Origin of the sequence: Ensifer adhaerens (assembly GCF_013283195.1) — a bacterium.
GTDB classification, from domain to species: Bacteria; Pseudomonadota; Alphaproteobacteria; order Rhizobiales; family Rhizobiaceae; genus Ensifer; species Ensifer adhaerens_G.
Window position 1 is genome coordinate 2,052,145 of sequence record NZ_JABEKT010000001.1, and the last position, 24,266, is coordinate 2,076,410.

The window sequence follows — 24,266 nt, forward strand, 5'->3', positions numbered from 1 at the left end:
ATAACCACGTTTTCGTGCGTTGCGCGTGATGCCAACTGATTTGCGTATGTCTTGGCGACGTTTGCCTTTTTTCCTGCGAAATCCTATCTGAACGTAGCCGCGACGAATAGGAGAATGCGTCATATGATCTTTGGTTCAAGAGCGCTTGCAACGCTCGTTCTTGCTGTCTCTCTGTCCTGTCCGGCAATTGCTCAGGATGCGAAGACCGTGCCGCAATCGCGCACGGAAATGCAGCTTTCCTTCGCGCCGTTGGTCAAGCAGACAGCGAACGCTGTGGTCAATGTCTATGCCGAGCGCGTGGTAGAGCGTCGATCGATCTTCTCGGGCGATCCCTTCTTCGAGGAGTTCTTCGGGCAGCGCATGCCAAACCGCAGTGAGAAGCAGTCATCGCTCGGTTCCGGGGTGATCGTCGGCAAGAACGGCATCGTCGTCACCAACAATCACGTGATCGAAGGCGCCGACGACATCAAGGTGGCGCTCGCCGATGGCCGTGAATATCCCTGCAAGATCATGCTCAAGGATGATCGCCTCGATCTCGCGGTGCTGAAGATCCAGTCCGATGGGCCGTTCGACGTCATTCCGATTGGCGATTCTGACGCGGTCGAGGTCGGCGACATCGTGCTGGCGATCGGCAATCCCTTCGGCGTCGGCCAGACCGTAACCAGCGGCATCGTTTCGGCGCTTGCGCGCAATCAGGTGTCGTCGGGCGATTTCGGCTTCTTCATCCAGACGGACGCGGCCATCAACCCCGGCAATTCCGGCGGCGGCCTGATTGACATGAACGGCGCGTTGATCGGCATCAATACCGCAATCTTCTCCAAGGGTGGCGGCTCCAACGGCGTCGGCTTTGCCATTCCGGCCAATCTGGTGAAGGTTTTTGTCGCATCCGCCGAGGGCGGCAATGGCTCGTTCGTGCGTCCATTCATCGGCGCGTCTTTTGAGCCTGTGACATCGGAAGTCGCAGAAGCGCTCGGGCTCGATCGTGCGCGTGGTGCGCTCGTGACCGCCGTTGTCAATGGTGGGCCGGCGGCCTCGGCCGGGATCAAGCCGGGGCAGGTGATCACGGCCGTCAATGGTATCGCCGTCGAACATCCCGATGCTCTTGGCTATCGCTTGACCACCGTCGGCATCGGCCATGAGGCGCGCGTCACGGTTTCGGAAAACGGCAAGCCGCACGATGTCAGCCTGAAGCTCAACCGGGCACCGGAGACGTCGCCGCGTGATGAACGGCTTATTGAGGGCCGCAATCCGTTTGCCGGTGCAGTTGTCGCAAATCTCTCGCCTCGACTGGCGGAGGAGCTGCGCCTGTCGACCTCGTTGCAGGGTGTCGTCGTGACCGAAATCAACCGCGGCTCGCCCGCCGCACGCATCGGCCTGGCGCCGAAGGATATCATCCGGTCCGTCAACGGGGCTGCGATCGACAGCTCGAAGACGCTGGAAAGCGTCATGGGCGAGGGTGCCTCCTTCTGGCGCGTTGAAATTGAGCGTGACGGCCAGATCATTCGTCAGTTCTTCCGATGAGTGACCTCTTCTCCTCCTCGGAACCGCCGGAAATGACCTCGGCAAGGCCGCTTGCCGATCGTCTGCGTCCACGCACGCTGTCCGAAGTCACCGGCCAGGAGCATCTGACGGGCGAGGACGGCGTGCTGACGCGCATGATTGCATCGGGATCGCTCGGCTCGATGATCTTCTGGGGGCCGCCCGGTACCGGCAAGACGACGGTTGCGCGATTGCTGTCGGGCGAGGCGGGGCTGGCTTTCGAGCAGATCTCGGCGATCTTTTCCGGTGTCGCAGATCTCAAGAAGGTTTTCGAATCGGCGCGGGCGCGGCGGATGTCCGGCCGGCAGACCTTGCTGTTCGTCGACGAGATCCACCGTTTCAACCGTGCGCAGCAGGATAGCTTCCTGCCTGTGATGGAAGACGGCACGGTCATTCTGGTTGGGGCAACGACGGAGAACCCATCCTTCGAACTCAACGCCGCTCTCTTGTCGCGCGCTCGCGTTCTGACGTTCAAGCCGCATGGTGAAGAGAGCCTGCAGGAATTGCTGAAGCGCGCGGAAGAAACGGAAGGCAAGCCGCTGCCGCTCGACGCGGACGCCCGAGCAAGCCTCATTCGCATGGCCGATGGCGACGGCAGGGCATCGCTGACTTTGGCCGAAGAAGTCTGGCGTGCGGCGCGACGCGACGAGATCTTCGACGTCGAAGCGCTGCAGCGGATCGTGCAGCGGCGAGCGCCCGTCTACGACAAGGGCCAGGACGGTCACTACAACCTGATCTCGGCGCTGCATAAATCGGTGCGCGGCTCTGACCCGGATGCCGCCCTCTATTATCTCTGCCGGATGTTCGATGCCGGCGAGGACCCGCTCTATCTCGGAAGGCGCCTCGTTCGCATGGCGGTGGAGGATATCGGCCTTGCAGATCCCCAGGCGCTGGCAATCTGCAATGCCGCCAAGGACGCCTACGATTACCTCGGCTCGCCGGAAGGAGAGCTGGCGCTCGCCCAGGCCTGCGTCTATCTCGCGACATCGCCGAAATCGAACGGCGTTTACATGGCCTATAAGGCCGCCATGCGGGCTGCCAAGGAAAACGGTTCTCTGCTGCCACCGAAGCATATTCTCAACGCGCCGACCAAGCTGATGAAGGGTGAGGGTTACGGCGACGGCTACCGCTACGACCACGACGAGCCGGATGCGTTCTCGGGCCAGGACTATTTCCCGGAAAAGATGGGGCGCAGAACTTTCTACGATCCGCCGGAGCGAGGCTTCGAGCGCGAGATCCGCAAACGATTGGAATGGTGGGCAAAGCTGCGTCGCGAGCGAAGCTAAGAGACAATTGGGACCTGGTCCAAGACGGAATGCTCGGGGCGCTCCATCCCCGGTCCCAAGTATCGCGAGGCCGAAAACCGCTTCAACTTTGGAAAGAACCAAGCATTGCCGGTCGTGCAGGGCTGGTTTGCCGCGGCATATCTTGCTGTCGCCCGCGAACCATGAGATAGAGACCGTGTTGCAGACGGCTGCACGGTATTGGATACCGAACATCCGCGGGGACGGCCTCGCTCCACTCTCTAGGAGTTTGAAATGGCCTGGTTAATCCTCTTTCTTGCCGGCATCCTCGAAATCGGCTGGGCAATCGGTCTCAAATACACTGAAGGCTTTACGCGGTTGGTGCCGACGGTCCTGACCGCTGGATCGATGGTTGTCAGCATCGCCTTGCTTGGCCTTGCTGTCAGAACCCTGCCGCTCGGCACGGCCTACGCCGTCTGGACCGGTATCGGCACTGTTGGCACCGTCATCCTCGGCATCGTTCTTTTCGCCGAACCGGCGACCTTTGTCCGTCTCGGCTGCATCGCGCTGATCGTCACCGGCATTGCCGGCCTGAAGCTTGCCGCCTAACGCCACGTTAGGCGCCTGCCGCTACGGCTTGGATATTACTGTATTCCGACGCACTGCTATCGCAGTGCGTCGAGAACGGCTGCTGCCGCCTGCATCTCCTGCCAGCGGAGCTCGCGGCGCTTGAACGCTTCCTCGTCCGTGCCCCAATGCTCGATCTGCCAGTCTTCGTCGACATGGGCAGCCGCCCAGGCCTGCTCGGCCGTCAGCCTGCCGGATGCGAAAGCGACCGCGAGCAGGGCGGAGCCTGTCAAAGTCGTGATTGTGTGGATGCAAGTGAGGCCGAGCGGCGTCGCGAAGGCGCGCAGGCTTTCGGCATAGGCGGTGATCGCCTCTTCTGGCTGTTCCTGGTGAATGACACCCTCGGCCAGAATGAAGCGAGCGCCGAGCGACTGGGCGGCCCATTCGAGCACAGGATTCCAGACGACGTTCTGCCGTTCGACGAGCCCTTCCGGACTGGACGCGCGGTAGCAGATCAGGTCGGTTCCGGCAAACCGCAGAATGTCTTCGAAAACTGAGCGCTGGTCCTTCGCCACGCCGTCGAGCGCCGTGTTGGCGATACGGGTGACCGGCATCTTGGCGGGATCGATGACCTCGGCCTGTGCGTCCCATTCGGCCGCCAGCATTTCGGCAAGCTTGAGGGTCGGGACGGCAAGGGGATGTTTGGCTGGCGTGCGAACCGGCCGGCCGTCGAGCAGGACGCTGTGGCCGCCGTCGTCCGCCACGCCAATGCTGACGTCCTTGTAGAAGCGCTTGGGCAGCGGCTTCAGCATCTGGATCTGCGCACGCCGGACCGGGTCCTCGTGGCTCAGCGCACCGATGAGTTCATCGCGAATATCAGGCATGATAGTGTTCCATCCACTCAATGATATCGGCCGGCGTGCGGGCAATATAATCGGCGCCCGCTTCGACGAGGTCGGGCACGCCAGCGTAACCCCAGGCAACGCCGATGGCGGCGGCACCGGCAGCCTTTGCCATCTGCATATCATAAATCGCGTCGCCTATGACGACGGTATCGCGCGGATCGATCCCCGCTTCGGAGCAGCATTCCGTCACCATGGCAGGATGCGGTTTTGAAGGGCAGTCGTCAGCGGTACGCGACACGAAGAACATCCTGTTAAAGCCGTGGGTCTCGGCGATATGCGTCAGGCCGCGGCGCGATTTGCCAGTGACGGCTCCGATCAGCAGCTCGTCGCGACCGGAAAGCGTCTGCATCATCGCTGCGATGCCCGGAAACAGCAATTCCTGAAAGCCGGCTTCCGCACGAACGCCGGCAAAAATCGCCTTGTAGTGCGCTGTCATTGCCAACGCCTGGTCGTCGACATGATCGCGTCCGAGCAGGCGGGCAATGGCGATATCGAGCGTCAGGCCGATGATGCCTTTGGTCGCCGACAATTCAGGGCGATCCAGCGCGAAGGCTTCGAAGGTTCGTGCCATCACTTCATGGATGAGACCGCCGCTGTCGACCAGCGTGCCGTCGCAATCGAAAAGCGCCAGTTTCATCAGTCGTCCTCGCCAGGCTCGTTCTCTTCGAAGCCCAGCAGGTTCCAGCTTTGGACCATGTGCGGCGGCAGCGGCGCGGTCACACGCAGGCGACCACCGTCCGGATGCGGGATATCGATATGGCGCGCGTGCAGATGCAGACGGTTCTGCATGCCGCCGGGCAGGCTCCAGTTGATATCGGCGTCGAAATACTTGGGATCGCCAAGGATCGGATGACCGATGTGCAAGGCGTGCACGCGAAGCTGATGGGTGCGGCCGGTATAGGGCTCCATCTCCAGCCAGGCGAGGTTCTGCGCGGCCTGCTCACGAATGCGGTAGTAGGAAATGGCGTGGTCGGCGCCGTCCTCGCCATGTTTGGCGATGCGCATGCGGTCGCCGTCCGGCGTCTGCTCCTTGACCAGCCAGGTGGAGATGCGGTCTTCGCGCTTGCGCGGAACGCCCTTGACCAGCGCCCAGTAGGTCTTCTTGGTGTCGCGCTCTCGGAAGGCAGCCGTCAGTTTCTGCGCCGCGCCACGGGTGCGCGCGATGACAAGCACACCTGAAGTGTCGCGGTCGAGGCGGTGAACCAGACGGGGCTTTTCGCCGCGCTGGTTGGTCCAGGCCTCCAGCATCTTGTCGATATGCCGGTTGACGCCCGAGCCGCCCTGCACCGCAAGCCCTGCCGGCTTGTTGAGCACGATAACCTTCGCGTCCTCATGCAGCACCATGCGCGACAACAGCTCACCGTCTGGCGAGTGGCGAAGATCACGCCCGGCAATCGGGCCTGTCTTCACTTCCTTCGCGTCGACGTTAAGCGGAGGGATGCGGACCGTCTGGCCCGGCTGCAGCCGCGTATCGGATTTGACGCGGCCACCATCGACACGGATCTGGCCCGAGCGCAGCAGCTTCTGCAGCGGACCGAAACCCAGCCCGGGAAAATGTACCTTGAACCAGCGATCGAGGCGCATACCCGCCTCGTCACCGTCCACCTGCTTGTGTTCTATGCCTGCCATCTCAGCGAACCTGCTTCCTGTTCTTTAGAGGCAGCCTTTAGACCATTGCGCGCATCAGGGCCAGCCCGGCAAAGACCGCCAGGATCGAAAGCACGACGCTTGCCGCGATATAGGTGACGGCAAGTGCGGCATCGCCACGTTCAAACAGCGTGATCGTGTCCAGCGAGAAGGCGGAAAAGGTCGTGTAGCCGCCGAGCACGCCGGTGATCAGAAACAGCCGCATCTCCGCCGAAGCACCGAACTTGCGCATGATCAACTCGGCCAAGAGGCCGATGAGGAAGGAGCCTGTGATGTTGACGCCGAGCGTTCCCCAGGGAAAGCCCGGCCCCCAACGGTGAAGCGTCCAGAGGCCAACGAGATAGCGGACCATCGATCCGATGGCGCCGCCGGCACCGACAAGCAGAAGGTTGGACATTGGATACTCCCGCTATTCCCTCTGTCTTAGGCCAGCCGCTCGGCGTGCCATTTCAGGTGGTCGTCCATGAAGGTCGAGATGAAGTAATAGGAGTGGTCGTAGCGCTCGTGCATGCGCAGTGTGAGGCCTATACCGGTTCCCTTGATGGCCTCTTCGAAGAGCCACGGCCGCAGGCCGTTGTCGAGAAAGCTGTCGGCTTTGCCCTGGTCAATGAGGAACTCAGGGAAACGGGCACCGTCCTTGACCAGCGCGCAGGCATCATATTGCCGCCAGGCGGCCTTGTCCTCGCCAAGATATTTCTCGAAGGCGCCGATCGACCAGTCGGCCGTCGATGGTTCGACGATCGGTGCAAAGGCCGAGCAGCTGCGGAAACGGTCGGGGTTCTTGAGCGCGATGGTCATTGCGCCATGGCCGCCCATCGAATGGCCGAAAATGCCCTGCCGGCTCATGTCGACGCGGAAATGCTGGCTGACGAAAGCCGGCAGCTCCTCGGTGATGTAGCTGTACATCTGATAGTGCTCGGCCCACGGCGTCTGCGTGGCATCGAGGTAGAAGCCGGCACCCTTGCCCATCTGCCAGTTGGTGAGTTCGTCCGGTACCTCCGTCCCGCGCGGGCTGGTGTCGGGGCAGACGATAATCAGCCCCAGCTCGGCGGCCATGCGGCGGTATTCGCCCTTTTCCATGACGTTGGCATGGGTGCAGGTGAGGCCCGAAAGATACCAGAGCACCGGCCGCGGCTCCTTGATCGCCTGCGGGGGCACGAAGACGGCGAACGTCATCTCGCCCTTGCAGGCCTCTGACTCGTGCGAGAAGACGCCCTGCATGCCGCCGAACGCGGTGTTCTGAGAAAGGACTTTCATCAAATGCTCCTGGGATATCGTGGGTTCAACCGGCGAGTTGCACGGCCGCGTTGACCGCGGCGGCAACAAGCACGGTGTTGAAGAAGAAGGAAACGATGGCGTGCATCAGATTGATGCGCCGCATCGCCGTGGTGGTGATGGCGACATCAGACGTCTGGGCGGTCATGCCGATCACGAAGGAAAAATAGAGAAAATCGTAGCCGCCCGGTTCCGGCGTCTCGGGGAAATCGAGGCCACGCTGCGGGGTGGGGGGCTGCCCGCTGTCGTCAGGCACCCAGTAAACGTGGGCATAGTGCATCGCTGCCATCACGTGAATGGTTGCCCAGCCCAAGACGACGGAGGCAAAGGCCAGCGCCAGCTCGAGCGTCGGCCCCTTGCTTTCGCCGTTGAGCGCGAAGAACAGCGAGATCAGCGCCGTGGCGGCCGCTCCGAAGGTGACGAGAAAGATGACGGATTCCGGTTCGTCGGTGTTTCGCGCGTGCGTCTTGAGGTGTTTGCCGGTCATCATTCGCAGCCTTCGGCCGCTCAGGACGAGATAGACACAGAAGAAGGCAATCGCCGCGACCTCGAGCATATAGCTTGGCGCGAAGAACCATGTAACCGGCAGGCTGACGAAGGCGCATAGCGATGCGGTGTAGAACGGCCAATGCCTGAGCTTTGTCGTCGCTGTCATCGAAAATGCCCTTGCGATCCATCGCGGGGTGACGCCCGCCTCACTTTTTCGTCTGGCGTGCGAGTCGGTCAAGTGTCTCAAGGAAGGTCGAACGGTCGCGTTGCGTGAATGCGGCATTGTAGCCCTTGCTTTCGCCGGTCTCGCGCAGGTGCTGGCCAAGGTCGCGCATGGCGGATGCCATGCCGATATTGCTCTTGTCGAAGACGCGGCCGGAAGGGCCGGTGACGAAAGCGCCGGCAGCCACGCAGCGGACCGCAAGCGGTACGTCGGCGGTCACGACGATATCGCCTTCATGAGCGCGTTCGGCGATCCAGTCGTCGGCAGCGTCGAAACTCGCCGAGACGATGACGTTGTGGACCATCGGGTCGCGCGACGGACGCAGCCCCGAATTGGCGACGAAGGTCACTTCGAAGCCGTGGCGCTCGGCCACCTTCAGCACTTCCGCCTTCACCGGGCAGGCATCGGCATCGACATAGATCATCTTGAATCAACTTCTCAACGGGACTGAAAAAGCGCCGGAATACAATTGATTCCGGCGCCTTCCTGAATCGGATTACTAAGCAATTCCCGGAAAAGTGCGAAACGGTTTCCGTCTGGAATTGCTCAGTTGGCGCTTAGTAGAGAACCACGCTGCGGATGCTTTCGCCGGAATGCATCAGCTCGAAACCCTTGTTGATGTCTTCTAGCGGCATGGTGTGGGTGATCATCGGATCGATCTCGATCTTGCCTTCCATGTACCAGTCGACGATCTTCGGCACGTCGGTGCGGCCGCGTGCGCCGCCAAAGGCAGTGCCCATCCAGCTGCGACCGGTGACGAGTTGGAACGGACGGGTGGAGATCTCCTGGCCGGCGCCGGCAACGCCGATGACAACAGACTTGCCCCAGCCGCGATGCGAGGCTTCGAGCGCCTGGCGCATGACCTTGGTGTTGCCCGTGCAGTCGAAGGTGTAGTCGGCGCCGCCGATCTGGTCGGCACCGCGCTTCGTCATGTTGACGAGGTAGGGCACGATGTCGTCGCCGACTTCCTTCGGGTTGACGAAATGGGTCATGCCGAAGCGCTCGCCCCAGGCCTTCTTGTCGTTGTTGAGATCGACACCGATGATCATGTCGGCACCGGCGAGACGCAGGCCCTGGATGACATTGAGGCCGATACCGCCGAGACCGAAGACGATCGCGGTCGCGCCCATCTCGACCTTTGCGGTGTTGATCACGGCACCGATACCGGTGGTGACACCACAACCGATGTAGCAGATCTTGTCGAACGGCGCGTCGGGGTTGACCTTGGCGACGGCGATTTCCGGCAGCACGGTGTAATTGGCGAAGGTGGAGCAGCCCATGTAGTGATGGATCTTGTCCTTGCCGATCGAGAAGCGCGAGGTGCCGTCCGGCATCAGGCCCTGGCCCTGGGTCGAACGGATCGCGGTGCACAGGTTGGTCTTGCGCGACAGACACGACGGGCAGGAGCGGCATTCCGGTGTATAGAGCGGGATGACATGATCGCCCTTCTTCACCGAGGTAACACCAGGACCGACGTCGACAACGATGCCGGCACCCTCGTGGCCGAGGATCGCCGGGAACAGACCTTCGGGATCGGCACCCGACAGCGTGAAATCGTCGGTGTGGCAGATCCCGGTGGCCTTGACTTCGATCAGCACTTCTCCGGCTCGCGGGCCCTCGAGCTGAACGGTCATCACTTCCAGCGGCTTGCCTGCCTGAACGGCGACGGCGGCGCGTACATCCATCTATTTTCTCCTTGGATTAACAATGACTTCGGGCGGCATCGGCGCAGTGACCAATGTCGCCCGTTGGAATCGGCAATGAACTAACGAATAGTCTGTTGGACGCGATTGAGTTCCATCTCAAGAGCGGCAATGGCCTTGCCGGTCTGTTCGTGCAATTTCTTGACGAGCGCAAGCTGCTCGCGAAGGCTTTCGCCAGAAGCGGTCTTCGTCTCGTCATCAGGCGCGCGGCCCATGCCGGCGATCAGCCAGGCGGGCGTGACGCCCAATACGCCGGCGAGCATGAACAGGCGGTTGGTGCGTGGCTCCGCCCGGTCGCGCTCCCAGGCGGCGACTGTTTCCACCCGGACGCCGAGCTGATCGGCGAGATCCTTGGTCGAAAGATTGGCCGCGTCACGTGCGCGCCAGATGCGTCCGCCCAGCGTATCTCCGTCGCCGGGTTCGCGCAGGCGGGCAATCATCGTTTCGGTGGACAAGCGCATGGATATCTCCTTTGCCACGGTCACGTTCAAAGGTCCCGGTTTCTGATCGGAGAAGTGGGAGAACTTCTCCTCCGGGGCGGAAGATGACGTGAGCTTATAGGCATTCGGGCCGTTGCGGACCACCCCGGAGCGGCAAAAACACGGTCAAAAGCGGCCCGGGCCATGAAATCCGCTCTTTCGTGTCGCGCCCGCATGCGTTGAAAAGCGCCGCTAACGTTCTAAGGTGGCGCAACCAAATCGGAAAAAGCCCATGACCGCGCCGGTATCGACAGCAGCCACTCCCCAGAACACCGTGATGCAGGGCGTCGCCATCATGCTTTTTGCCATGGTCATCCTGCCGGGCATGGATGTGATTGCCAAATACATGGCGGTGGTCGAGGGCATGGCGCCGGCACAGGTGACCTTCTATCGGTTCTTTTTCCAGCTTGTCGCGACGCTGCCCTTGCTCCTGACGATTGGTGGCGTGAGGGCGCTGCGACCGAAACGGCTCTGGCTCAACCTGCTGCGCGGGATTCTCTTGGCGGCAGCAGCCCTGTTCTTCTTCATTTCGGTGAAGTACATGCCGCTCGCCGATGTGTTTGCGATCTATTTCGTCGAGCCGTTTATCCTGACGTGCCTGTCGGCGTTGATCCTGCGCGAGAGGGTAGACTGGCGTCGGTGGTTGGCGATCGCCGTCGGTTTTGCCGGCGCGATGATCGTCATCCAGCCGAGCTTCGCAGCGTTCGGGGCAACATCGTTGCTACCGGTCGCCTGCGCCACAGTCTTTGCGTTTTATCTTCTCTTGAACCGTGCGGTCGGAACGGCCGACAGTCCTCTGACGATGCAGACGATTGCCGGTATCGGCGGAACGCTGTTCATGGTGGGCGTGATTGCGATAGGCGACGGCTTGGGCGTCGCCGACTTCGAGCCGTCCCTGCCGAAGACGTCGCTCGGCTGGGTGCTCGTCATCATCCTCGGCTCGCTTTCGGGCTATGGCCACCTTCTGGTGGTCAAGGCCTTCCAGGCCGCACCCGTTTCCCTGCTGGCGCCGTTTGCCTATTTCGAGATCGTCACAGCGACCGCACTTGGCTATCTCATCTTCGGCGACTTCCCGTCGCTCTCGAAATGGCTCGGCATCGCGATCATCGTGGTGTCAGGGTTGTTCATGATCTGGCGCGAGCGCCAGGCCGGCGGCCGATCCATCGAAGCAACGTGATACGGGGGCCGGCCTGCAGCAAGCCTAGTTTCAGGATTCGTCGTTGCGGGTCGGACCGAAGACCGTCTCGAACGCCTCGCGAACACGCATGTCCACATCCGGCATCATCACCGGCAGGCCGAGGTCGACCAGGCTGGTCACGCCATAGCTGCGGATGCCGCACGGCACGATGCCGCCGAAATGGTCGAGGTCCGGATCGACGTTGAGCGAAAAGCCGTGAAAACTCACCCAGCGGCGCAAGCGGATGCCGATCGCCGCGATCTTGTCTTCTGCCATCGACCCGTCGGGAAGCGATGGCTTCTCCGGCCGGCGCACCCAGACGCCGACGCGATCTTCGCGGCGTTCACCCCTCACGTTCATCGAATCGAGCGAGGAGATGATGACGCTCTCGAGCGCGGCGACGAAGGCGCGTACATCCTGTCGACGGCGCTTGAGGTCGAGCATCACGTAAACCACCCGCTGGCCCGGCCCATGATAGGTGTATTCGCCGCCCCGTCCCGTCGCAAACACCGGGAAGCGGTCGGGCATGACGAGGTCGGCCGCATCGGCGCTGGTGCCTGCAGTATAAAGTGGCGGATGTTCCACCAGCCAGACGAGTTCGTCCGCGGTGCCGGCGGCTATGGCCGCCGCTTCGCGCTCCATTGTTTCGATTGCCTGTGGATAATCGACGAGGTGAGGGGCAATCCGCCAGCGAACCGGGGGTGATTCCGGGGGGGCGAACATGTCCTGGCTCAGATTTTCGCGCTGCATTTCCGTCTGCATTCCTATTTTGATGCCCTGTACATGGGACGGCGCGCGACAAGAGTCCAGCGTTTGCGGGGTTTCGCGAGGAGGCTGTTGAAATAGTTTCTTTTCTCGTCAAATTTCTGTCGTCATGCCCTTGTGCACCCCAGGGGCTTTTGCTACATGCAGCCCCGCCGGAGCAATTCGGCGCCTACCACGATGCGGTCGTGGCGGAATTGGTAGACGCGCAGCGTTGAGGTCGCTGTGGGGCAACCCGTGGAAGTTCGAGTCTTCTCGACCGCACCAAAGAAAACCTGCTTCGGCAGGTTTTTTTGTTTTTATCCCTATGCTTAGCTTTGTCGGTGTGGCGCATCAGGACCCGGTGTGGGATCGGATTTATCTGCTCCCGTGTGCCTCCAGCGTCAATTCGTCGTGAGTATACGTGCCTCAACGGGGTGCTCCAGGCCTTTCAGTGAAAGCAGCCTGGTCTCGGACGCGCTCAGGAAATCCGGCACCTGCGCAGCCGTCTCGGCTGACACGAGGATCTCACCGGCGGCAGCTTGGGATTCGAGCCGTGCGGCGAGATTGACGGTGCCGCCGATCGCGGTGAAATCGCTGCGGAAGCTTGAAAACTCACCAATCTCGACATCGCCCGTATGTATGCCCACACCAACACCGAGCCGGTGGTCGCGTGATTCCTTCAGATCGGAACTCAGGCCGTTGAGTGCATCGGTGTAATGTCGCTGTATATCCGCCGCCGCCCTGACCGCAGCACGAGCGTGGTCCTTGATCTCGATCGGGAAATTGAAGATCGCCATCAGGCCGTCGCCCATCTGCTTGTTGACGATGCCATCATGCGCCCAGATCGCCTGCGCGCATCGATCATGAAACAGGCTGACAATCTCACTCAGCTCGATCGCCTCTGTTCGCTCGGAAAGGGAGGTAAACCCTCGCATATCGGCAAACAGGATCGTTGCGTGGGCACTTATGTGGCGCTGCTTCTTGACGTAGCGAAAGGAGCGTTCGCAGATCGTGCAGATATTCGGGTTCATCTTGCTTCGGGTGATGCCGAATGCCCGAAAGGGAAGGGCAAACGCCCCGCGGATCGGGATCGGCACGCGCATCTGATCCCAGCAGCCCCGGCAGATGCTGGCGCTGTTATGGGTAGGCGCGAGGGAAGGGGCAGTCGTCATGTGCTGCAGTCTCGCCGCGCCGCGCAGACTTATTGGTGGCGCACAAGCAAACTTCTAATATTCAATTGCCTTTGGCAACTCGAAGTTTTTCTCAGGCGACGATAAGACGGACACGTCCGCTGTCCGTCTGCCACTGCAAAAGGCCGGCTGACTGCGGCAGGCCGGACCCTTCGCCCTTGTCGATGCGTCGGTGGTTGCGAAAGAGCGATAAATATACGTCGCGGCGGGGCCTTCACTTCGCGTTCCGCACGGACACCACGGCGGACGATAGCTATGTTTGGCGCGCTCCGCTCTCGCTCAGCTGGACCGCTTCTTATCCAGCCTTCCAACAGTTGGGTCTATTTTTCTTCAACCGATCTCGTTTCGGTTTCGATGACCGGCGCTCGGCGAGGCGCCGTCGTCAGGCAGCGAAACTCATGAAAGGCGAACTGCTGCTATTTGGTCGTGCCATCGGGCGAAGCCTGTTGCGTTTGACCGCCGGCAATCGGCGCGGCAGCAGTCGGTGCCTGCACGCGATCCTTCTTGTTATCGATGCTGCCGGTCTGTTCCGGTGACGGCTGAACCTGGTCGACTGCCGTCGTCCGGTCGTTGTCGTTGTTTTCGCCCCAGATCGCTGCGCCACCCCAGACCAGCAGCGCCAGAAACAGGCCGGCTCCGAGGATTGCCAGAACACGCACGCCAAGAGGACCTTGGCGGCTTTCGCGGGCCGTGAAGTTTTCCCGGTCGTCGTCGGGCTCCGCTGTGATGGGATCGCCCCGTTCATCCAGATATTTTGTCATCGGATGACCTCCATTGTTGCCATCCTAAACAACGGGATTCGAACGAAAATGTTCCACTATGAGACAAATTCATCCGGGCATCAGGCTGAGAATGCGAGCACCGAAGCGCCAAGCAAGTTGGCGATCCGGCGTGACAGGTCTTTCGACGAGAAAGCCAGGTTTCAGTTCGACCAGGTATCGGCGACATTGCGCCGCACGAGCTTATAGGTATGGTCGGGTTGAACTTCGTAGGTTTCGAAGACCATCGTGCCTTGATGCATGAAGCGGTTCTGGATCATCGTGCCTGGCGCGGAGATCGTCTTGCGCGTGGGGCCCGTCTCGCCATAGGTCAAGCTGCCTGGCAGCGGTTCGAGATTGGGCGTTGTGCTGTTGCATCCCGCCAATGCGAGAAGGGTGACGATAGCGACATGCGTCGATTTCATAGGCTGATCCTTGATTGAAAACATGAATGTGAACTTAGCCATGCTGACTTGCGGCGGAAAGAGCAGGCTTTGGTGATTGCCGCGTGCCGGAAGCTTGAACTTGCGAGGCGCGCGCCGGTTCAGCTTCGCGCCATTTCCCTTGTGGCCTTGTCGAACTTCTTGACGGCTCGCTCCCGCTTCAACCGCGACAGGCGCTGCGTCCAGAATATGCCGTTCAGCTGGTCGATTTCGTGCTGGAGGCAAACCGCCATCAGGCCATCCGCATCTTCCTCGACTGCGTTGCCGTCGAGCGTCTGGTACCGGACGCGCACCTTCGCAGGGCGCTCGACGTCCTCGGAAATTCCAGGCATCGAAACGCTTCCCTCGGCATGCCTGACCATTTGCGGCGAGCGGGAAACGATCTCGGGATTGACGAAAATGTGGACACCGCTTTCACGGGTCAGTTCGATCACTGTCAGGCGTTGCAGAATGCCGATATGCGGCGCTGTGATGCCAATTCCCGGCGCTGCGCGCATCGTGTCGAGCAGATCGTCGGCAAGAGCCTGCAAGGCGTCGTCGAACCGGTCGACTGTCTGTGCTTCCCGGTTCAGTATAGGGTCGGGAAAACGAACAAGGGGGCGGATCGCCATCGGAAGCTCCTGGGCTGCGGCCGCATAGTGCTATCCGATCGCCAGGTCGATGTCGACTGTGCACGCGCATGTGCGTTTCCCATGTATTTGCAACAGCTTGAATAAATCTGTTACCACACGCGGGACGTTGGCCGTTGTGATGTGGACCTTGGCAAGGCTTTGCGCTAGCAGGGCTCTAAGGCCCATATCCTTGAGGAGGATGGGGGACAACACCGGCAGTGATGTACCCTTTCCCGATCGGCGCATGGCGGCCGGGAAGTTGGCAATCGTTTCGAGGGCGCGCTCATGAGCAATACCGGCGACGACGACCGCGGTTCCGAAGAAATCCCCGTCTATGACGGAGCGGACATCTATGCCGATGATGGTTCGGTGCGCTCCGACTTCCTGATGCATGTCGGCGCGGCGATTGCCGACCGTGACACGATCTATCTGCGCCAGCATGTCGCTGGCCTGCATTCATCCGAAATGGGCGACCTGCTTGAGGCGATCCAGCCGGAGCAGCGCTTGGCACTTGTCTCCCTGCTTGGCAAGGATTTCGACCTTTCGTCTCTGACCGAAGTCGACGAAGCCATACGCCTCGATATCGTTGAGCACCTGCCCAACGAGCAGATCGCCGAGGCGCTTGGCGAGATGGATTCGGACGATGCCGTCTACATTCTCGAAGACCTCGACCAGGAGGACCAGGACGAGATCCTGGCGAAGCTGCCCTTTACCGAACGTGTGCGCTTGCGCCGCTCTCTGGACTATCCCGAGAGCACAGCCGGCCGCCGCATGCAAACGGAGTTCGTGGCGGTGCCGCCGTTCTGGACCATCGGCCAGACGATCGATTACATGCGCGAGGACGCGGAGCTTCCGGAAAGTTTTACGCAGATCTTCGTCATCGATCCGACCTTCAAGCTTCTGGGTGCGGTCGATCTCGACAAGGTCCTGCGCTCCAAGCGCTCGATCAAGGTCGACGCCATCATGCGAGATACCAGCCACGCCATTCCGGCTGAAATGGACCAGGAAGAGGCGGCGCAGCTCTTCGAGCAATACGACCTTCTCTCCGCCGCCGTGGTCGACGACAACGGCAGGCTCGTTGGGGTGCTGACCATCGACGATGTCGTCGACGTCATCCAGGAGGAGGCGGAGGAAGACTTGCTGCGTCTGAGCGGCGTCGGTGACGAGGAACTGTCGGACTCTGTCGCCGAGGCATCGCGATCACGCGTGCCGTGGCTGTTCATCAATTCGATGACAGCTTGTATTTCGGCTTCGGTCATCGGCCTTTTCGATGCGACAATCCAGCAGATCGTCGCGCTCGCAATTCTGATGCCGATCGTCGCCGGCATGGGCGGAAATGCTGGTTCGCAGACGATGACTGTGACGGTGCGTGCGCTTGCGACCCGCGGCCTCGACATTCACAACGCGCCGCGAATCATCCGACGCGAAGCGGGAGTGGGCCTGCTGAACGGCATGATCTTCGGCTCGCTGATCGGCCTTTTGGCTGGCCTGTGGTTCCAGGATCCGAACATCGGCGGTATTATCGCCACCGCGATGCTTATCAATATGATGGCCGCGGCTCTTGCCGGCATCATGGTTCCGCTGCTTCTGGAACGTTTTGGCGCTGACCCCGCGGTGTCTTCGGCCGTGTTTGTGACGGCGATTACCGATATCACCGGCTTCTCGAGTTTTCTCGGCATTGCCACCTGGTGGTTCCACGTCACCTGACATCGCCGGTTGTTTGACTTTTACGTCAAGGTCAACGATAGTGATGCTCAGGAAATCATGGAATGGCAGCGTGAATAAGTACTATAGCATTACCGAATTGACGCGGGAATTCGGCATTTCGACCCGGACGCTGCGGTTCTATGAGGACGAGGGCCTCATCCATCCGGAGCGCCGCGGTCGAACCCGCATGTTTCGTCCTGCCGACCGTCGGCTGATCCAGGAGATCCTCCGGGGCCGGCGTATCGGTTTTACGATCGCCGAAATCCGCGAGATCATTCAGGTTTACAAGGATCCGCCCGGTGAACTTGGTCAGTTGCAACTGCTGATGAGCCGTGTCGAGGCCAAGCGCGAAGAACTGCGCCAGAAGCGCAAGGACATCGAGGATACGCTGACCGAACTCGACAATGTTGAGGAGGCCTGTTTGACGCGTCTTGCCGAGATTGGCGTCGGGACCTGATCGCGAACCTGGTCAACGCATGAAGAACAAAAGGGTGGCTTTGGTCGCCTTTTTTGTTGTCTGAAAAGAACTGCGGATCAGATCCAGCGGCTCGTATGCCGGCAATAACGCTCGAACTCGAAGCCGAAGCGTGAAAGCAGATGCCGTTCTTCGTTGCGGATGGCAAAAATGGTCGTCAACATCACGGCTGCAACCGCCATCACGAAGAACCATGGATTGAGCGTGATCAGACCGAAGCCGATCATCATCAGCGTATAGCCGAGATAGATCGGGTTGCGGGTGAAGCGAAACGGTCCGTAAGTGACGAGGCACGTGGCACACCGGTGCGGAAGCACAGCGGTATGGCGATCCAGCAGTGTCTTGACGGCCCACAGGTCGAGCCAGATTGCCGCGGCGACAAGGATGCTACCGGAAATCCACGGCACCCAGCCGTGGCCGTGGGCGACCGGGATGGGCGAGTATCGTGCGAGCAGCAAGGCTGCAAGGGTGGCGGTCCCGTAGAGCAGGGCCGGCCATGGGAAACTCAGCGGCTTGGCACGATAGGCATTCATGTCCTAGTCCCCTGATTGCACGTCCATTGTGCATTGACCGGCGATTCGCGCAATGCGTTCATCCGTGTTGACGTTGATCTTTCCCCTGTTCAGGTCGTCGAACAGGTTCTGCTCCACCAGCTTGTCGAGGGTACATCCACAGAAGGCGTCGCACGGCACGGCCGGATTGCCGCGGCTGCAGGCCTCGACGCAGTTGGTGCGGTAGGCTTGCTTGGGATCCGGCAGTGTCGGTGGCGAGACCAGCGAGAAGAGGAAGACCAATCCGATGAGCAGCGGCTGGTGGAGGAGGTATATGGCCAGACTGTGACGCCCTCCGAAGACCAATGCTTTCGTCCACAGGCGCGTCTTTTCGTCGTCGACCGGGCGCTTTGAAAGGGCTGTCACGAGACGCGCATGCACCAGTTTTGCGGTGCCGAGGCCAAGCAGGAAGGGTGCGAGCCACGGCAGCAGCGGCACGTAGTCGTTCGAGCGTGGGATCGTTTCGGAAAGACCGACCCACCAGAGATAGGGTGCGTCGAAGATCGCGGAGCGGAGATAGAGGGGGGCGGCGAAGGCGGCGGCCGCAGCCGCGAACGAAACAATCGCCGGAAGGGGCAGGAAAAGAAGACCGATGAGGCTTGCCGCGGCAATGGAATGCAGGATGCCGAAGAATATGAAGGTGTTGGGGAAGGCGAACCAGGTCGCGATACTGATGATCGCGGCCGCTCCGGCAATCTTGGCGAACCGGCGCATGAAGGCATCGAACCGGATCTTCGGCCGCTGCCCGAGCACGAGGCTGTAGCCAGCCAGAAACAGGAAGCTGCTGGCAATCAGCCGTGCAAACATCTTCCACCCGCCGGTGCCGGCGGTCCCGGCGGCGACATAGCCGAAGAATTCCAGATCCCAGACGAAATGGTAGAGCGCCATGGCCACCAGCGCCAGGCCGCGCAGCACATCGATAAAGACGAGCCGGTTTCGGCTGCCGGTCGTCGGCTGCGGTTCAACGGTCGAGGTCATGTTGGTGTCGGACATGGTGTTCGCCATCCAGTTGGCGCGAATGAGAGTGGCAGGCCTGGCTTGCGCCAGACCGCCTTGATTGCTCGGAAAAAGACAAAATGCGGCAGAAACCCGTTTGGCGATATCCGCGGTGCACCGGGCAAGCTGTTAGCGGGCGACGTCCTGCAGCAGGGCTGCCCGCGCCTCGGAGAAGAATTGCCGGCGTGTCAGGACGAAGATGACGAAGATTGTCAGGCCGACGAAGGCGTAGGGACTGATAAACCAGCCGAGATAGCCGATCGACAGGAAGATCGCCCTGAGGCCGGCATTGAAGTGCTTGGCGGCAAGTACGTTCATGCGGACGGCCCGTTCGGCCGCAATCTCGGCGGCGTGCCGGTCGCGGATCATGTCCGCTGTCATCGGTATGCCGCCCATCAGGATCGAGCAGTAGTTGAACAGGCGATAGGACCAGCCGAACTTGAAGAAGGAATAGCCGAAGAGGCAGGTGAGCCCGGCGACCTTCAGCTCGAAGGCCGTCCGCCCGCCATGGAATACATAGGGCATGTCGGCGAAGATCATCTGCGCCTGCTCGGTCGCGCCCAGGAGCGCGAAGCAGCCGCCGAGCGCAAAGATCGTCGTCGAAGCGAAGAAGGCCGTGCCCGCCTGCAGCCCGGCAATGATCTGGGTGTCGATCATTTTCAGGTCGCGGTTGAGCGAGTTGCGAATCCACCGGCCACGATGGTCGTTCATCAGCCGTGTGAGGCTGATGCGTTTGAAGCCGCGCGTGCCGTCTGTCGCCCAGCTGAAGCCGGCCCACAGCAGGATGAACACGGCAAGTGCTATGTAATCTTCGAAGGTCATACACGTGTTTTTGGCATGGCTTTTGGAAATTGCAAGGCCGGCACGCCTGTGGAGAATCGGTGCCGCATCAACTAGTGTGATGAAATTGCGGCGGAATTTCTTCCGGCAGAAATGCGCGAACTCCAGCGTTTGGTGCCTTGGTTCGAACGCCGGCGTGCGCCTGACACCTTTCTGCCATATTTCACCGTTGCGTCTTTACACTTTCTTCAGTATGCATTGCGCCATGCGCGGGCCCTTGATGTGTGGCCCGCAGCCGTTGAGAGTTTTTCGGAGACATCATGGACAATACAATACAGAAGTCTTGCTGGGGCGTGACTGCTCGCGCCGTAGCCGGTTTCGCTGGCGTTCTTGTTCTTGCTTATCTTTTCGGCGGCCTTTGATACCCAAAAGTCCTCTGATTGACAGCGCGGCTTCCCGGAAGCCGCGCTGTTTTGATTCCTGCCTGTCGCATCGTAAAGCCGAGAGACCGCAAGCCCACTCCCCAGCGCAATGTCGCACCAACGGGATCGAATGTCGGTTGATCGCCTGATCGACAGGGATAGGATGGCTTAGGGTTTGATCCTATATCTAAGCGTGAGGGTACTGCTTCGGTCTTGAGGAGAGATCGAGGTTTGTATCGACTGTGCAATCATGCATATGACGGCATCCGGCGATCGGCCGGGCGGCATATGTTCAGGCTCCGGGCAGGCAATTCATGTTTCTTTCCGTCTTCGACGTCTTCAAGATCGGCATTGGTCCTTCGAGTTCGCATACGATGGGGCCAATGTCGGCCGCCAATCGCTTTCTCGAGCTCATCCTGTCCGATGAATGGCCGCGGCCTTCGCATGCGTCCGTCGCTGCCATCAAGGTTAGCCTGCACGGCTCGCTCGCCCATACCGGCATCGGCCACGGTTCGGGCAGGGCGGTTGTGCTCGGGCTTGTCGGCGAGCGTCCCGATCGTGTCGACCCCGACCGCATGGACGCGCTGATCGACGACGTCGAACGCACCGGGCGCATCACGCCGCCGGGCCATCCGTCCTATGAATTTCAGCCGAAGACCGATCTGATTTTCGACAAGAAGGTCCCCTTGCCGGGCCATGCCAACGGCATGTCCTTCTCGGCCTTTGACAAGGACGGCCGCCTTCTGCTCAAGCGCATCTACTATTCGATCGGTGGCGGTTTTGTCGTGACCGACACGGAACTCGAAGCCATGCGCGCCTCGAAGAACAAGCCTGCGGGCGTCAAAGTGCCGTTCCCCTTCAGCAGCGCCGTGGAAATGCTCGAGATGGCGGCCCGCTCCGGCATGACGATCGCACAGATGAAGCGGGCAAACGAAGAATGCACCATGTCGCCTCAGGAGTTGAATGAGGGCCTCGATCGCATCTGGGGCGCTATGAGCAACTGCATCGATCGCGGGCTCAGCCAGGACGGTATCATGCCCGGCGGCCTCAAGGTGCGTCGTCGCGCCCGATCCATTCATGACAAGCTGCAGGAAGAGTGGCGCTCCAACAAGATCAATCCGCTGCTCGCCAACGACTGGCTGAGCGTCTACGCCATGGCTGTCAATGAAGAGAATGCGGCCGGCGGTCGCGTGGTGACGTCGCCAACGAACGGTGCTGCAGGCGTCGTTCCGGCGACCATCCGCTATTACATGCATTTCCATGACGATGCCGACCAGGACGGCGTTCGCGACTATCTGCTGACCGCTGCCGCCATCGGCGGCATCATCAAGCACAATGCGTCGATTTCCGGTGCCGAAGTCGGCTGTCAGGGCGAGGTGGGCTCCGCCTCGGCGATGGCGGCGGCGGGTCTTGCCGCCGTTATGGGTGGCACGCCGGAGCAGATCGAGAACGCAGCGGAAATCGCGCTTGAACATCACCTCGGCATGACCTGTGATCCCGTTGCCGGCCTGGTGCAGGTGCCCTGCATCGAGCGCAATGCGCTCGGCGCGGTCAAGGCAGTGACCGCCGCGTCCCTGGCGCTCAAAGGCGATGGCCAGCATTTCGTGCCGCTCGACGCCTGCATCGAAACCATGCGCCAGACCGGCGTCGACATGAACGAGAAATACAAGGAAACCTCGACCGGCGGCCTGGCGGTCAATGTCGTCGAATGTTGAGTGGCGCGCGGACGATTGTGGATGAGGCTGCGCAATTCGCTTGACCGTGACGGCCGGACGGGTGTTCAAAAACAGCCATGTCTCTGCATCTCATAAAGCTCTGCGTCGGGGCGGAATCGATCGAGGATTTGCGCGAATGGGTTTCGCGCAAGGCTCTGACTGCGATTGCCGCCGGCCTTGAACCGCACTCCTACCATACCACCCGCATGGTCCCGAAACGCATGGAAGAGCTGCTGGAAGGTGGCTCGCTTTATTGGGTCATCAAGGGCCAGGTGCAGGCGCGCCAGCCGCTGATCGGCATTGAAACCTTCACCGACGGCGAGGGGATCGGGCGCTGCAATCTGCTGCTCGGTCCTGAAGTCGTTGAGACCGAACTGCAGCCGCGCCGGGCCTTCCAGGGGTGGCGCTATCTCAAGGACAATGAAGCACCGCGCGATCTGGCGTCGCTTTCCGGTGGCGGAGCCGAGATGCCGCTTGAGCTTCGCCGCGAGCTCGCCGAACTCGGTCTGCTCTGACGGGCGAACTTTCGTACCGCTTGCCGCGCCTTTTGCCTTTATCGCCCATGTTGGTCACCACCTCTACGCTTGCGCGCGGCATGCAGGGCCCAACGAAAAAGGCGGCCGAAGCCGCCTTTGAATATTAGTCTGTTCAGAGAATGCGCATCTTCAGCGGCTGGCGACGGCCGGGCGCCGTCACGTGAAGATGAATGCCTGCGCGTGGCTGCGTCGAGCGCCAGGCTCTAGCACCATGTGTCAGCAGCATGCCGACCAGATCCTTGGTCTTCGCCTTCGGACGGTTCAGACCGAGATCGGCAATGCGCATCGCTGCCTCATGCAGCGGATGCAGATTGATGCGCGACGGTTTTGCCCGTCGCCCCGGCAAGGGAGTAACACCCGGAACATTCTCGTTCATTGCCATAACTAACCTCGTACGCTTTACAAAACCGAGGAGGGCGTCCGGACAAATACAAACCGGACGCCGAAACTAATTACCCGTCTACTGCTGGGCAGCCCAGCAGGAAATGCCTTTCTTCTTCAACGTCTTGCATGCGTTGATCGCCGCATTCTGGTCATCGAAGCCGCCAAAGCGGGCGCGGTAGACCTGTGCGCCGCCATTGCTGAAGGCGACGGTAAAGGGTGTTGCCTTGCTCAGCGCCTTGCCGCCCTTGTCCTTGGCGTTGCCGAGCAGCGTCATGGCCTGGTCCTTGTCCGGCGTCGCGCCGATCTGGATGACCCAGCCCTGAGGTTGCGGAACGGGCTGCGGTTCGGCTTCGGCCGCAACCGGCTCGCGCTTGGGAACGGAGTTGGTGATCTGAGCGTCGACCATGCCGGCCGATACCGGCTGGCGTGACAGCTTGACGCTCTGGGCGTCGAGCGTATTGGGAATAATCTTCGGCGAAAGGACCGGGTTGTCCGACGCGCGCTTGGTGCCGGCATAGGCCATCTGCACGCTGTTGGTATTCTCGCCATTGTAGCGAACGGCCGGAACCGGTCCGGTGTTCGGCAGATCGAGACCGGCTGCGGCGGCGACGGGGCTGGCAACCGGTGTTTCCGCGACCCGCGCCACAGCGATCGGTTCTTCGGCAACCGGTGCGACCGGCGTCGGCGCGGTTTCGGCAATCAGGTTGCCACCGCCGCGGCGCGATGCGGCCGGCATGTATTTTGCCACGAGGCGGCGCATCTGGGCGTCGCGGCTGGCGCCCGACGTGCCGCCCATGACGACGGCGACGATGCTGCGGCCTTCGAGCTGCGCCGAGGTCACCAGGTTGAATCCGGAAGCGCGGGTGTAACCGGTCTTGATGCCATCGACACCGCGCACATTGCCGAGCAGGCGGTTATGATTGCCGATCGTCTGTTTGCCGAATTGGAAGCTGCGGGTGGAGAAATAATCGTAATACTGCGGAAAATGCTGGCGAAGCGCGAGACCGAGGCGCGCCTGATCGCGCGCGGTGGTGCGTTGCTCCGTGTTGGGCAAGCCGTTGGCGTTGCGATAGGTGGTGCGCGTCATGCCGAGCGCCCGTGCCTTGTTGGTCATCATACGGGCAAAACGCTGCTCCGAGCCGCCCAGCAACTCGCCAAGCGCCGTCGAGGCGTCGTTGGCGGAACGGGTGACGAGCGACAGGATTGCCTGCTCGACTGTGATCGATTGCCCCGCCCGCACGCCGAGCTTCGACGGCGGTTCGGCTGAGGCGTTCTTGGAGAAGGGGACGGGCGTCGACTTACTGATCCGGCCGGCTTCGAGCGCCTCGAACGCCAGATAAAGCGTCATCATCTTGGTCAGCGAGGCGGGATAGCGCAATTCGTCGGCATCCTCGCCGTAAAGCACCTTGCCGGTCTTAGCGTCGACGACGATGCCCGAATATTTCGGGTTGGCCAAAGCGGGCGCTGCGAAGGCAACCGATGCAACGGTGCCCGCAAGGACGATCCGTCCGACCATCTTTGAAAAAGCGCCGAACGGGCGTTTCGCGAGATCAAGAAAACCTGATTGGGACACTACGCTACTCTTCATTCTCATGTCATGGGTGTTGTCCGGACGCCGCCTCCGGGAACGACCGTTCCTGAGACAGTATCGGCATAGCGTTACCAATCGGTTTATGATGAATGATTGGTTTCCGGGATCGGACGCA

General features: G+C 61.0%; 27 protein-coding genes and 1 tRNA gene. 9 read left to right on the plus strand and 19 right to left on the minus strand.

Annotation, left to right across the window (positions count from 1 at the left end; translation table 11 throughout):
* Nucleotides 1-123 precede the first annotated feature (123 nt).
* The 3 genes from LPJGGPFB_RS09740 to sugE all read left to right on the plus strand — a co-directional run bounded on the left by LPJGGPFB_RS09740 (nt 124) and on the right by sugE (nt 3,392).
* On the plus strand, nt 124-1,521 hold the full coding sequence (locus LPJGGPFB_RS09740; RefSeq protein WP_173419742.1) for a DegQ family serine endoprotease: 1,398 nt from the start codon (nt 124-126) through the stop codon (nt 1,519-1,521).
* Entirely contained in the window at nt 1,518-2,825 is a 1,308-nt protein-coding gene (locus tag LPJGGPFB_RS09745) for a replication-associated recombination protein A (protein ID WP_173419743.1), read from the plus strand. The genes LPJGGPFB_RS09740 and LPJGGPFB_RS09745 overlap by 4 nt, the downstream gene beginning before the upstream one ends.
* A gap of 252 nt (nt 2,826-3,077) precedes the next feature.
* The gene (gene sugE / locus LPJGGPFB_RS09750) at nt 3,078-3,392 is read left to right on the plus strand and encodes a quaternary ammonium compound efflux SMR transporter SugE (RefSeq protein ID WP_173419744.1); all 315 of its coding nucleotides are present in this window, start codon (nt 3,078-3,080) and stop codon (nt 3,390-3,392) included.
* Nucleotides 3,393-3,448: 56 nt separating this feature from the next.
* Here sugE and LPJGGPFB_RS09755 read toward each other — a convergent pair whose 3' ends face one another.
* The 9 genes from LPJGGPFB_RS09755 to LPJGGPFB_RS09795 all read right to left on the minus strand — a co-directional run bounded on the left by LPJGGPFB_RS09755 (nt 3,449) and on the right by LPJGGPFB_RS09795 (nt 10,053).
* Complete coding sequence (locus LPJGGPFB_RS09755; protein WP_173419745.1) at nt 3,449-4,234, minus strand: ATP12 family chaperone protein; 786 nt, start codon at nt 4,232-4,234, stop codon at nt 3,449-3,451.
* A complete protein-coding gene (locus tag LPJGGPFB_RS09760; RefSeq protein ID WP_173419746.1) occupies nt 4,227-4,892 on the minus strand; it encodes an HAD-IA family hydrolase in 666 nt (221 codons plus the stop codon). Before LPJGGPFB_RS09760 ends, LPJGGPFB_RS09755 begins: the two co-directional genes overlap by 8 nt.
* Nucleotides 4,892-5,884 carry an RluA family pseudouridine synthase gene (locus tag LPJGGPFB_RS09765; protein WP_077498410.1) on the minus strand — a complete coding sequence of 331 codons (993 nt, stop codon included), beginning with the start codon at nt 5,882-5,884 and terminating at the stop codon, nt 4,892-4,894. The genes LPJGGPFB_RS09760 and LPJGGPFB_RS09765 overlap by 1 nt, the downstream gene beginning before the upstream one ends.
* 37 nt (nt 5,885-5,921) lie before the next feature.
* Complete coding sequence (crcB, locus tag LPJGGPFB_RS09770) at nt 5,922-6,299, minus strand: fluoride efflux transporter CrcB (RefSeq protein ID WP_173419747.1); 378 nt, start codon at nt 6,297-6,299, stop codon at nt 5,922-5,924.
* A 26-nt stretch (nt 6,300-6,325) separates the two neighbouring features.
* Entirely contained in the window at nt 6,326-7,159 is an 834-nt protein-coding gene (gene fghA, locus LPJGGPFB_RS09775) for an S-formylglutathione hydrolase (RefSeq protein ID WP_173419748.1), read from the minus strand.
* 25 nt (nt 7,160-7,184) lie between these two features.
* Complete coding sequence (locus tag LPJGGPFB_RS09780; protein WP_173419749.1) at nt 7,185-7,832, minus strand: DUF1345 domain-containing protein; 648 nt, start codon at nt 7,830-7,832, stop codon at nt 7,185-7,187.
* Between the two features lie 40 nt (nt 7,833-7,872).
* Nucleotides 7,873-8,313 (minus strand): YaiI/YqxD family protein, encoded by a 441-nt coding sequence (locus LPJGGPFB_RS09785; RefSeq protein ID WP_077498406.1) that lies wholly within the window; start codon nt 8,311-8,313, stop codon nt 7,873-7,875.
* A gap of 133 nt (nt 8,314-8,446) precedes the next feature.
* Nucleotides 8,447-9,574, minus strand: a complete 1,128-nt coding sequence (locus tag LPJGGPFB_RS09790; protein WP_077498405.1) for an S-(hydroxymethyl)glutathione dehydrogenase/class III alcohol dehydrogenase — start codon at nt 9,572-9,574, stop codon at nt 8,447-8,449.
* Nucleotides 9,575-9,654: 80 nt separating this feature from the next.
* Nucleotides 9,655-10,053 carry a helix-turn-helix domain-containing protein gene (locus LPJGGPFB_RS09795; RefSeq protein WP_173419750.1) on the minus strand — a complete coding sequence of 133 codons (399 nt, stop codon included), beginning with the start codon at nt 10,051-10,053 and terminating at the stop codon, nt 9,655-9,657.
* Nucleotides 10,054-10,303: 250 nt separating this feature from the next.
* Here LPJGGPFB_RS09795 and LPJGGPFB_RS09800 point away from each other — a divergent pair, with 250 nt between their 5' ends.
* Nucleotides 10,304-11,248 (plus strand): DMT family transporter, encoded by a 945-nt coding sequence (locus LPJGGPFB_RS09800; protein ID WP_234902791.1) that lies wholly within the window; start codon nt 10,304-10,306, stop codon nt 11,246-11,248.
* A gap of 30 nt (nt 11,249-11,278) precedes the next feature.
* Here LPJGGPFB_RS09800 and lipB read toward each other — a convergent pair whose 3' ends face one another.
* Nucleotides 11,279-11,998 (minus strand): lipoyl(octanoyl) transferase LipB, encoded by a 720-nt coding sequence (gene lipB / locus LPJGGPFB_RS09805; RefSeq protein WP_173419751.1) that lies wholly within the window; start codon nt 11,996-11,998, stop codon nt 11,279-11,281.
* A 194-nt stretch (nt 11,999-12,192) separates the two neighbouring features.
* On the opposite strand from lipB, the gene LPJGGPFB_RS09810 reads away from it, so the two are divergent.
* Nucleotides 12,193-12,277 (plus strand) — tRNA-Leu (locus LPJGGPFB_RS09810).
* Between the two features lie 116 nt (nt 12,278-12,393).
* Here LPJGGPFB_RS09810 and LPJGGPFB_RS09815 read toward each other — a convergent pair.
* From LPJGGPFB_RS09815 to LPJGGPFB_RS09830, 4 genes are all read right to left on the minus strand, one after another.
* Nucleotides 12,394-13,164: an adenylate/guanylate cyclase domain-containing protein gene (locus LPJGGPFB_RS09815; protein ID WP_173419752.1), complete on the minus strand. Its 771-nt coding sequence runs from the start codon at nt 13,162-13,164 to the stop codon at nt 12,394-12,396.
* 434 nt (nt 13,165-13,598) lie between these two features.
* Nucleotides 13,599-13,943 carry a hypothetical protein gene (locus LPJGGPFB_RS09820; protein ID WP_173419753.1) on the minus strand — a complete coding sequence of 115 codons (345 nt, stop codon included), beginning with the start codon at nt 13,941-13,943 and terminating at the stop codon, nt 13,599-13,601.
* Nucleotides 13,944-14,104: 161 nt separating this feature from the next.
* The gene (locus LPJGGPFB_RS09825; protein WP_173419754.1) at nt 14,105-14,365 is read right to left on the minus strand and encodes a hypothetical protein; all 261 of its coding nucleotides are present in this window, start codon (nt 14,363-14,365) and stop codon (nt 14,105-14,107) included.
* A 119-nt stretch (nt 14,366-14,484) separates the two neighbouring features.
* A complete protein-coding gene (locus LPJGGPFB_RS09830; protein WP_173419755.1) occupies nt 14,485-14,994 on the minus strand; it encodes a peptide deformylase in 510 nt (169 codons plus the stop codon).
* Between the two features lie 285 nt (nt 14,995-15,279).
* On the opposite strand from LPJGGPFB_RS09830, the gene mgtE reads away from it, so the two are divergent.
* Entirely contained in the window at nt 15,280-16,701 is a 1,422-nt protein-coding gene (mgtE, locus tag LPJGGPFB_RS09835) for a magnesium transporter (protein ID WP_173419756.1), read from the plus strand.
* Between the two features lie 70 nt (nt 16,702-16,771).
* The gene (locus tag LPJGGPFB_RS09840; protein ID WP_025426710.1) at nt 16,772-17,158 is read left to right on the plus strand and encodes a MerR family transcriptional regulator; all 387 of its coding nucleotides are present in this window, start codon (nt 16,772-16,774) and stop codon (nt 17,156-17,158) included.
* 77 nt (nt 17,159-17,235) lie between these two features.
* Here LPJGGPFB_RS09840 and LPJGGPFB_RS09845 read toward each other — a convergent pair whose 3' ends face one another.
* The 3 genes from LPJGGPFB_RS09845 to LPJGGPFB_RS09855 form a co-directional block, all read right to left on the minus strand.
* On the minus strand, nt 17,236-17,709 hold the full coding sequence (locus LPJGGPFB_RS09845) for a methyltransferase family protein (RefSeq protein WP_173419758.1): 474 nt from the start codon (nt 17,707-17,709) through the stop codon (nt 17,236-17,238).
* A gap of 3 nt (nt 17,710-17,712) precedes the next feature.
* Nucleotides 17,713-18,720, minus strand: coding sequence for an acetyltransferase domain-containing protein (locus tag LPJGGPFB_RS09850; protein ID WP_173419759.1), 1,008 nt, complete (start codon nt 18,718-18,720; stop codon nt 17,713-17,715).
* A gap of 132 nt (nt 18,721-18,852) precedes the next feature.
* Nucleotides 18,853-19,545, minus strand: coding sequence for a DUF599 domain-containing protein (locus LPJGGPFB_RS09855; protein WP_173419760.1), 693 nt, complete (start codon nt 19,543-19,545; stop codon nt 18,853-18,855).
* 694 nt (nt 19,546-20,239) lie between these two features.
* Here LPJGGPFB_RS09855 and LPJGGPFB_RS09860 point away from each other — a divergent pair.
* Both LPJGGPFB_RS09860 and LPJGGPFB_RS09865 read left to right on the plus strand, forming a co-directional pair.
* Nucleotides 20,240-21,640 carry an L-serine ammonia-lyase gene (locus LPJGGPFB_RS09860; protein ID WP_173419761.1) on the plus strand — a complete coding sequence of 467 codons (1,401 nt, stop codon included), beginning with the start codon at nt 20,240-20,242 and terminating at the stop codon, nt 21,638-21,640.
* A 77-nt stretch (nt 21,641-21,717) separates the two neighbouring features.
* Nucleotides 21,718-22,155, plus strand: a complete 438-nt coding sequence (locus LPJGGPFB_RS09865) for a DUF1489 family protein (protein ID WP_173419762.1) — start codon at nt 21,718-21,720, stop codon at nt 22,153-22,155.
* 133 nt (nt 22,156-22,288) lie between these two features.
* On the opposite strand, the gene LPJGGPFB_RS09870 is transcribed toward LPJGGPFB_RS09865, so the two are convergent.
* A complete protein-coding gene (locus LPJGGPFB_RS09870) occupies nt 22,289-22,558 on the minus strand; it encodes a hypothetical protein (RefSeq protein ID WP_077498392.1) in 270 nt (89 codons plus the stop codon).
* Nucleotides 22,559-22,636: 78 nt separating this feature from the next.
* Nucleotides 22,637-24,154: an SPOR domain-containing protein gene (locus LPJGGPFB_RS09875; RefSeq protein WP_173419763.1), complete on the minus strand. Its 1,518-nt coding sequence runs from the start codon at nt 24,152-24,154 to the stop codon at nt 22,637-22,639.
* Nucleotides 24,155-24,266: the final 112 nt, after the last annotated feature.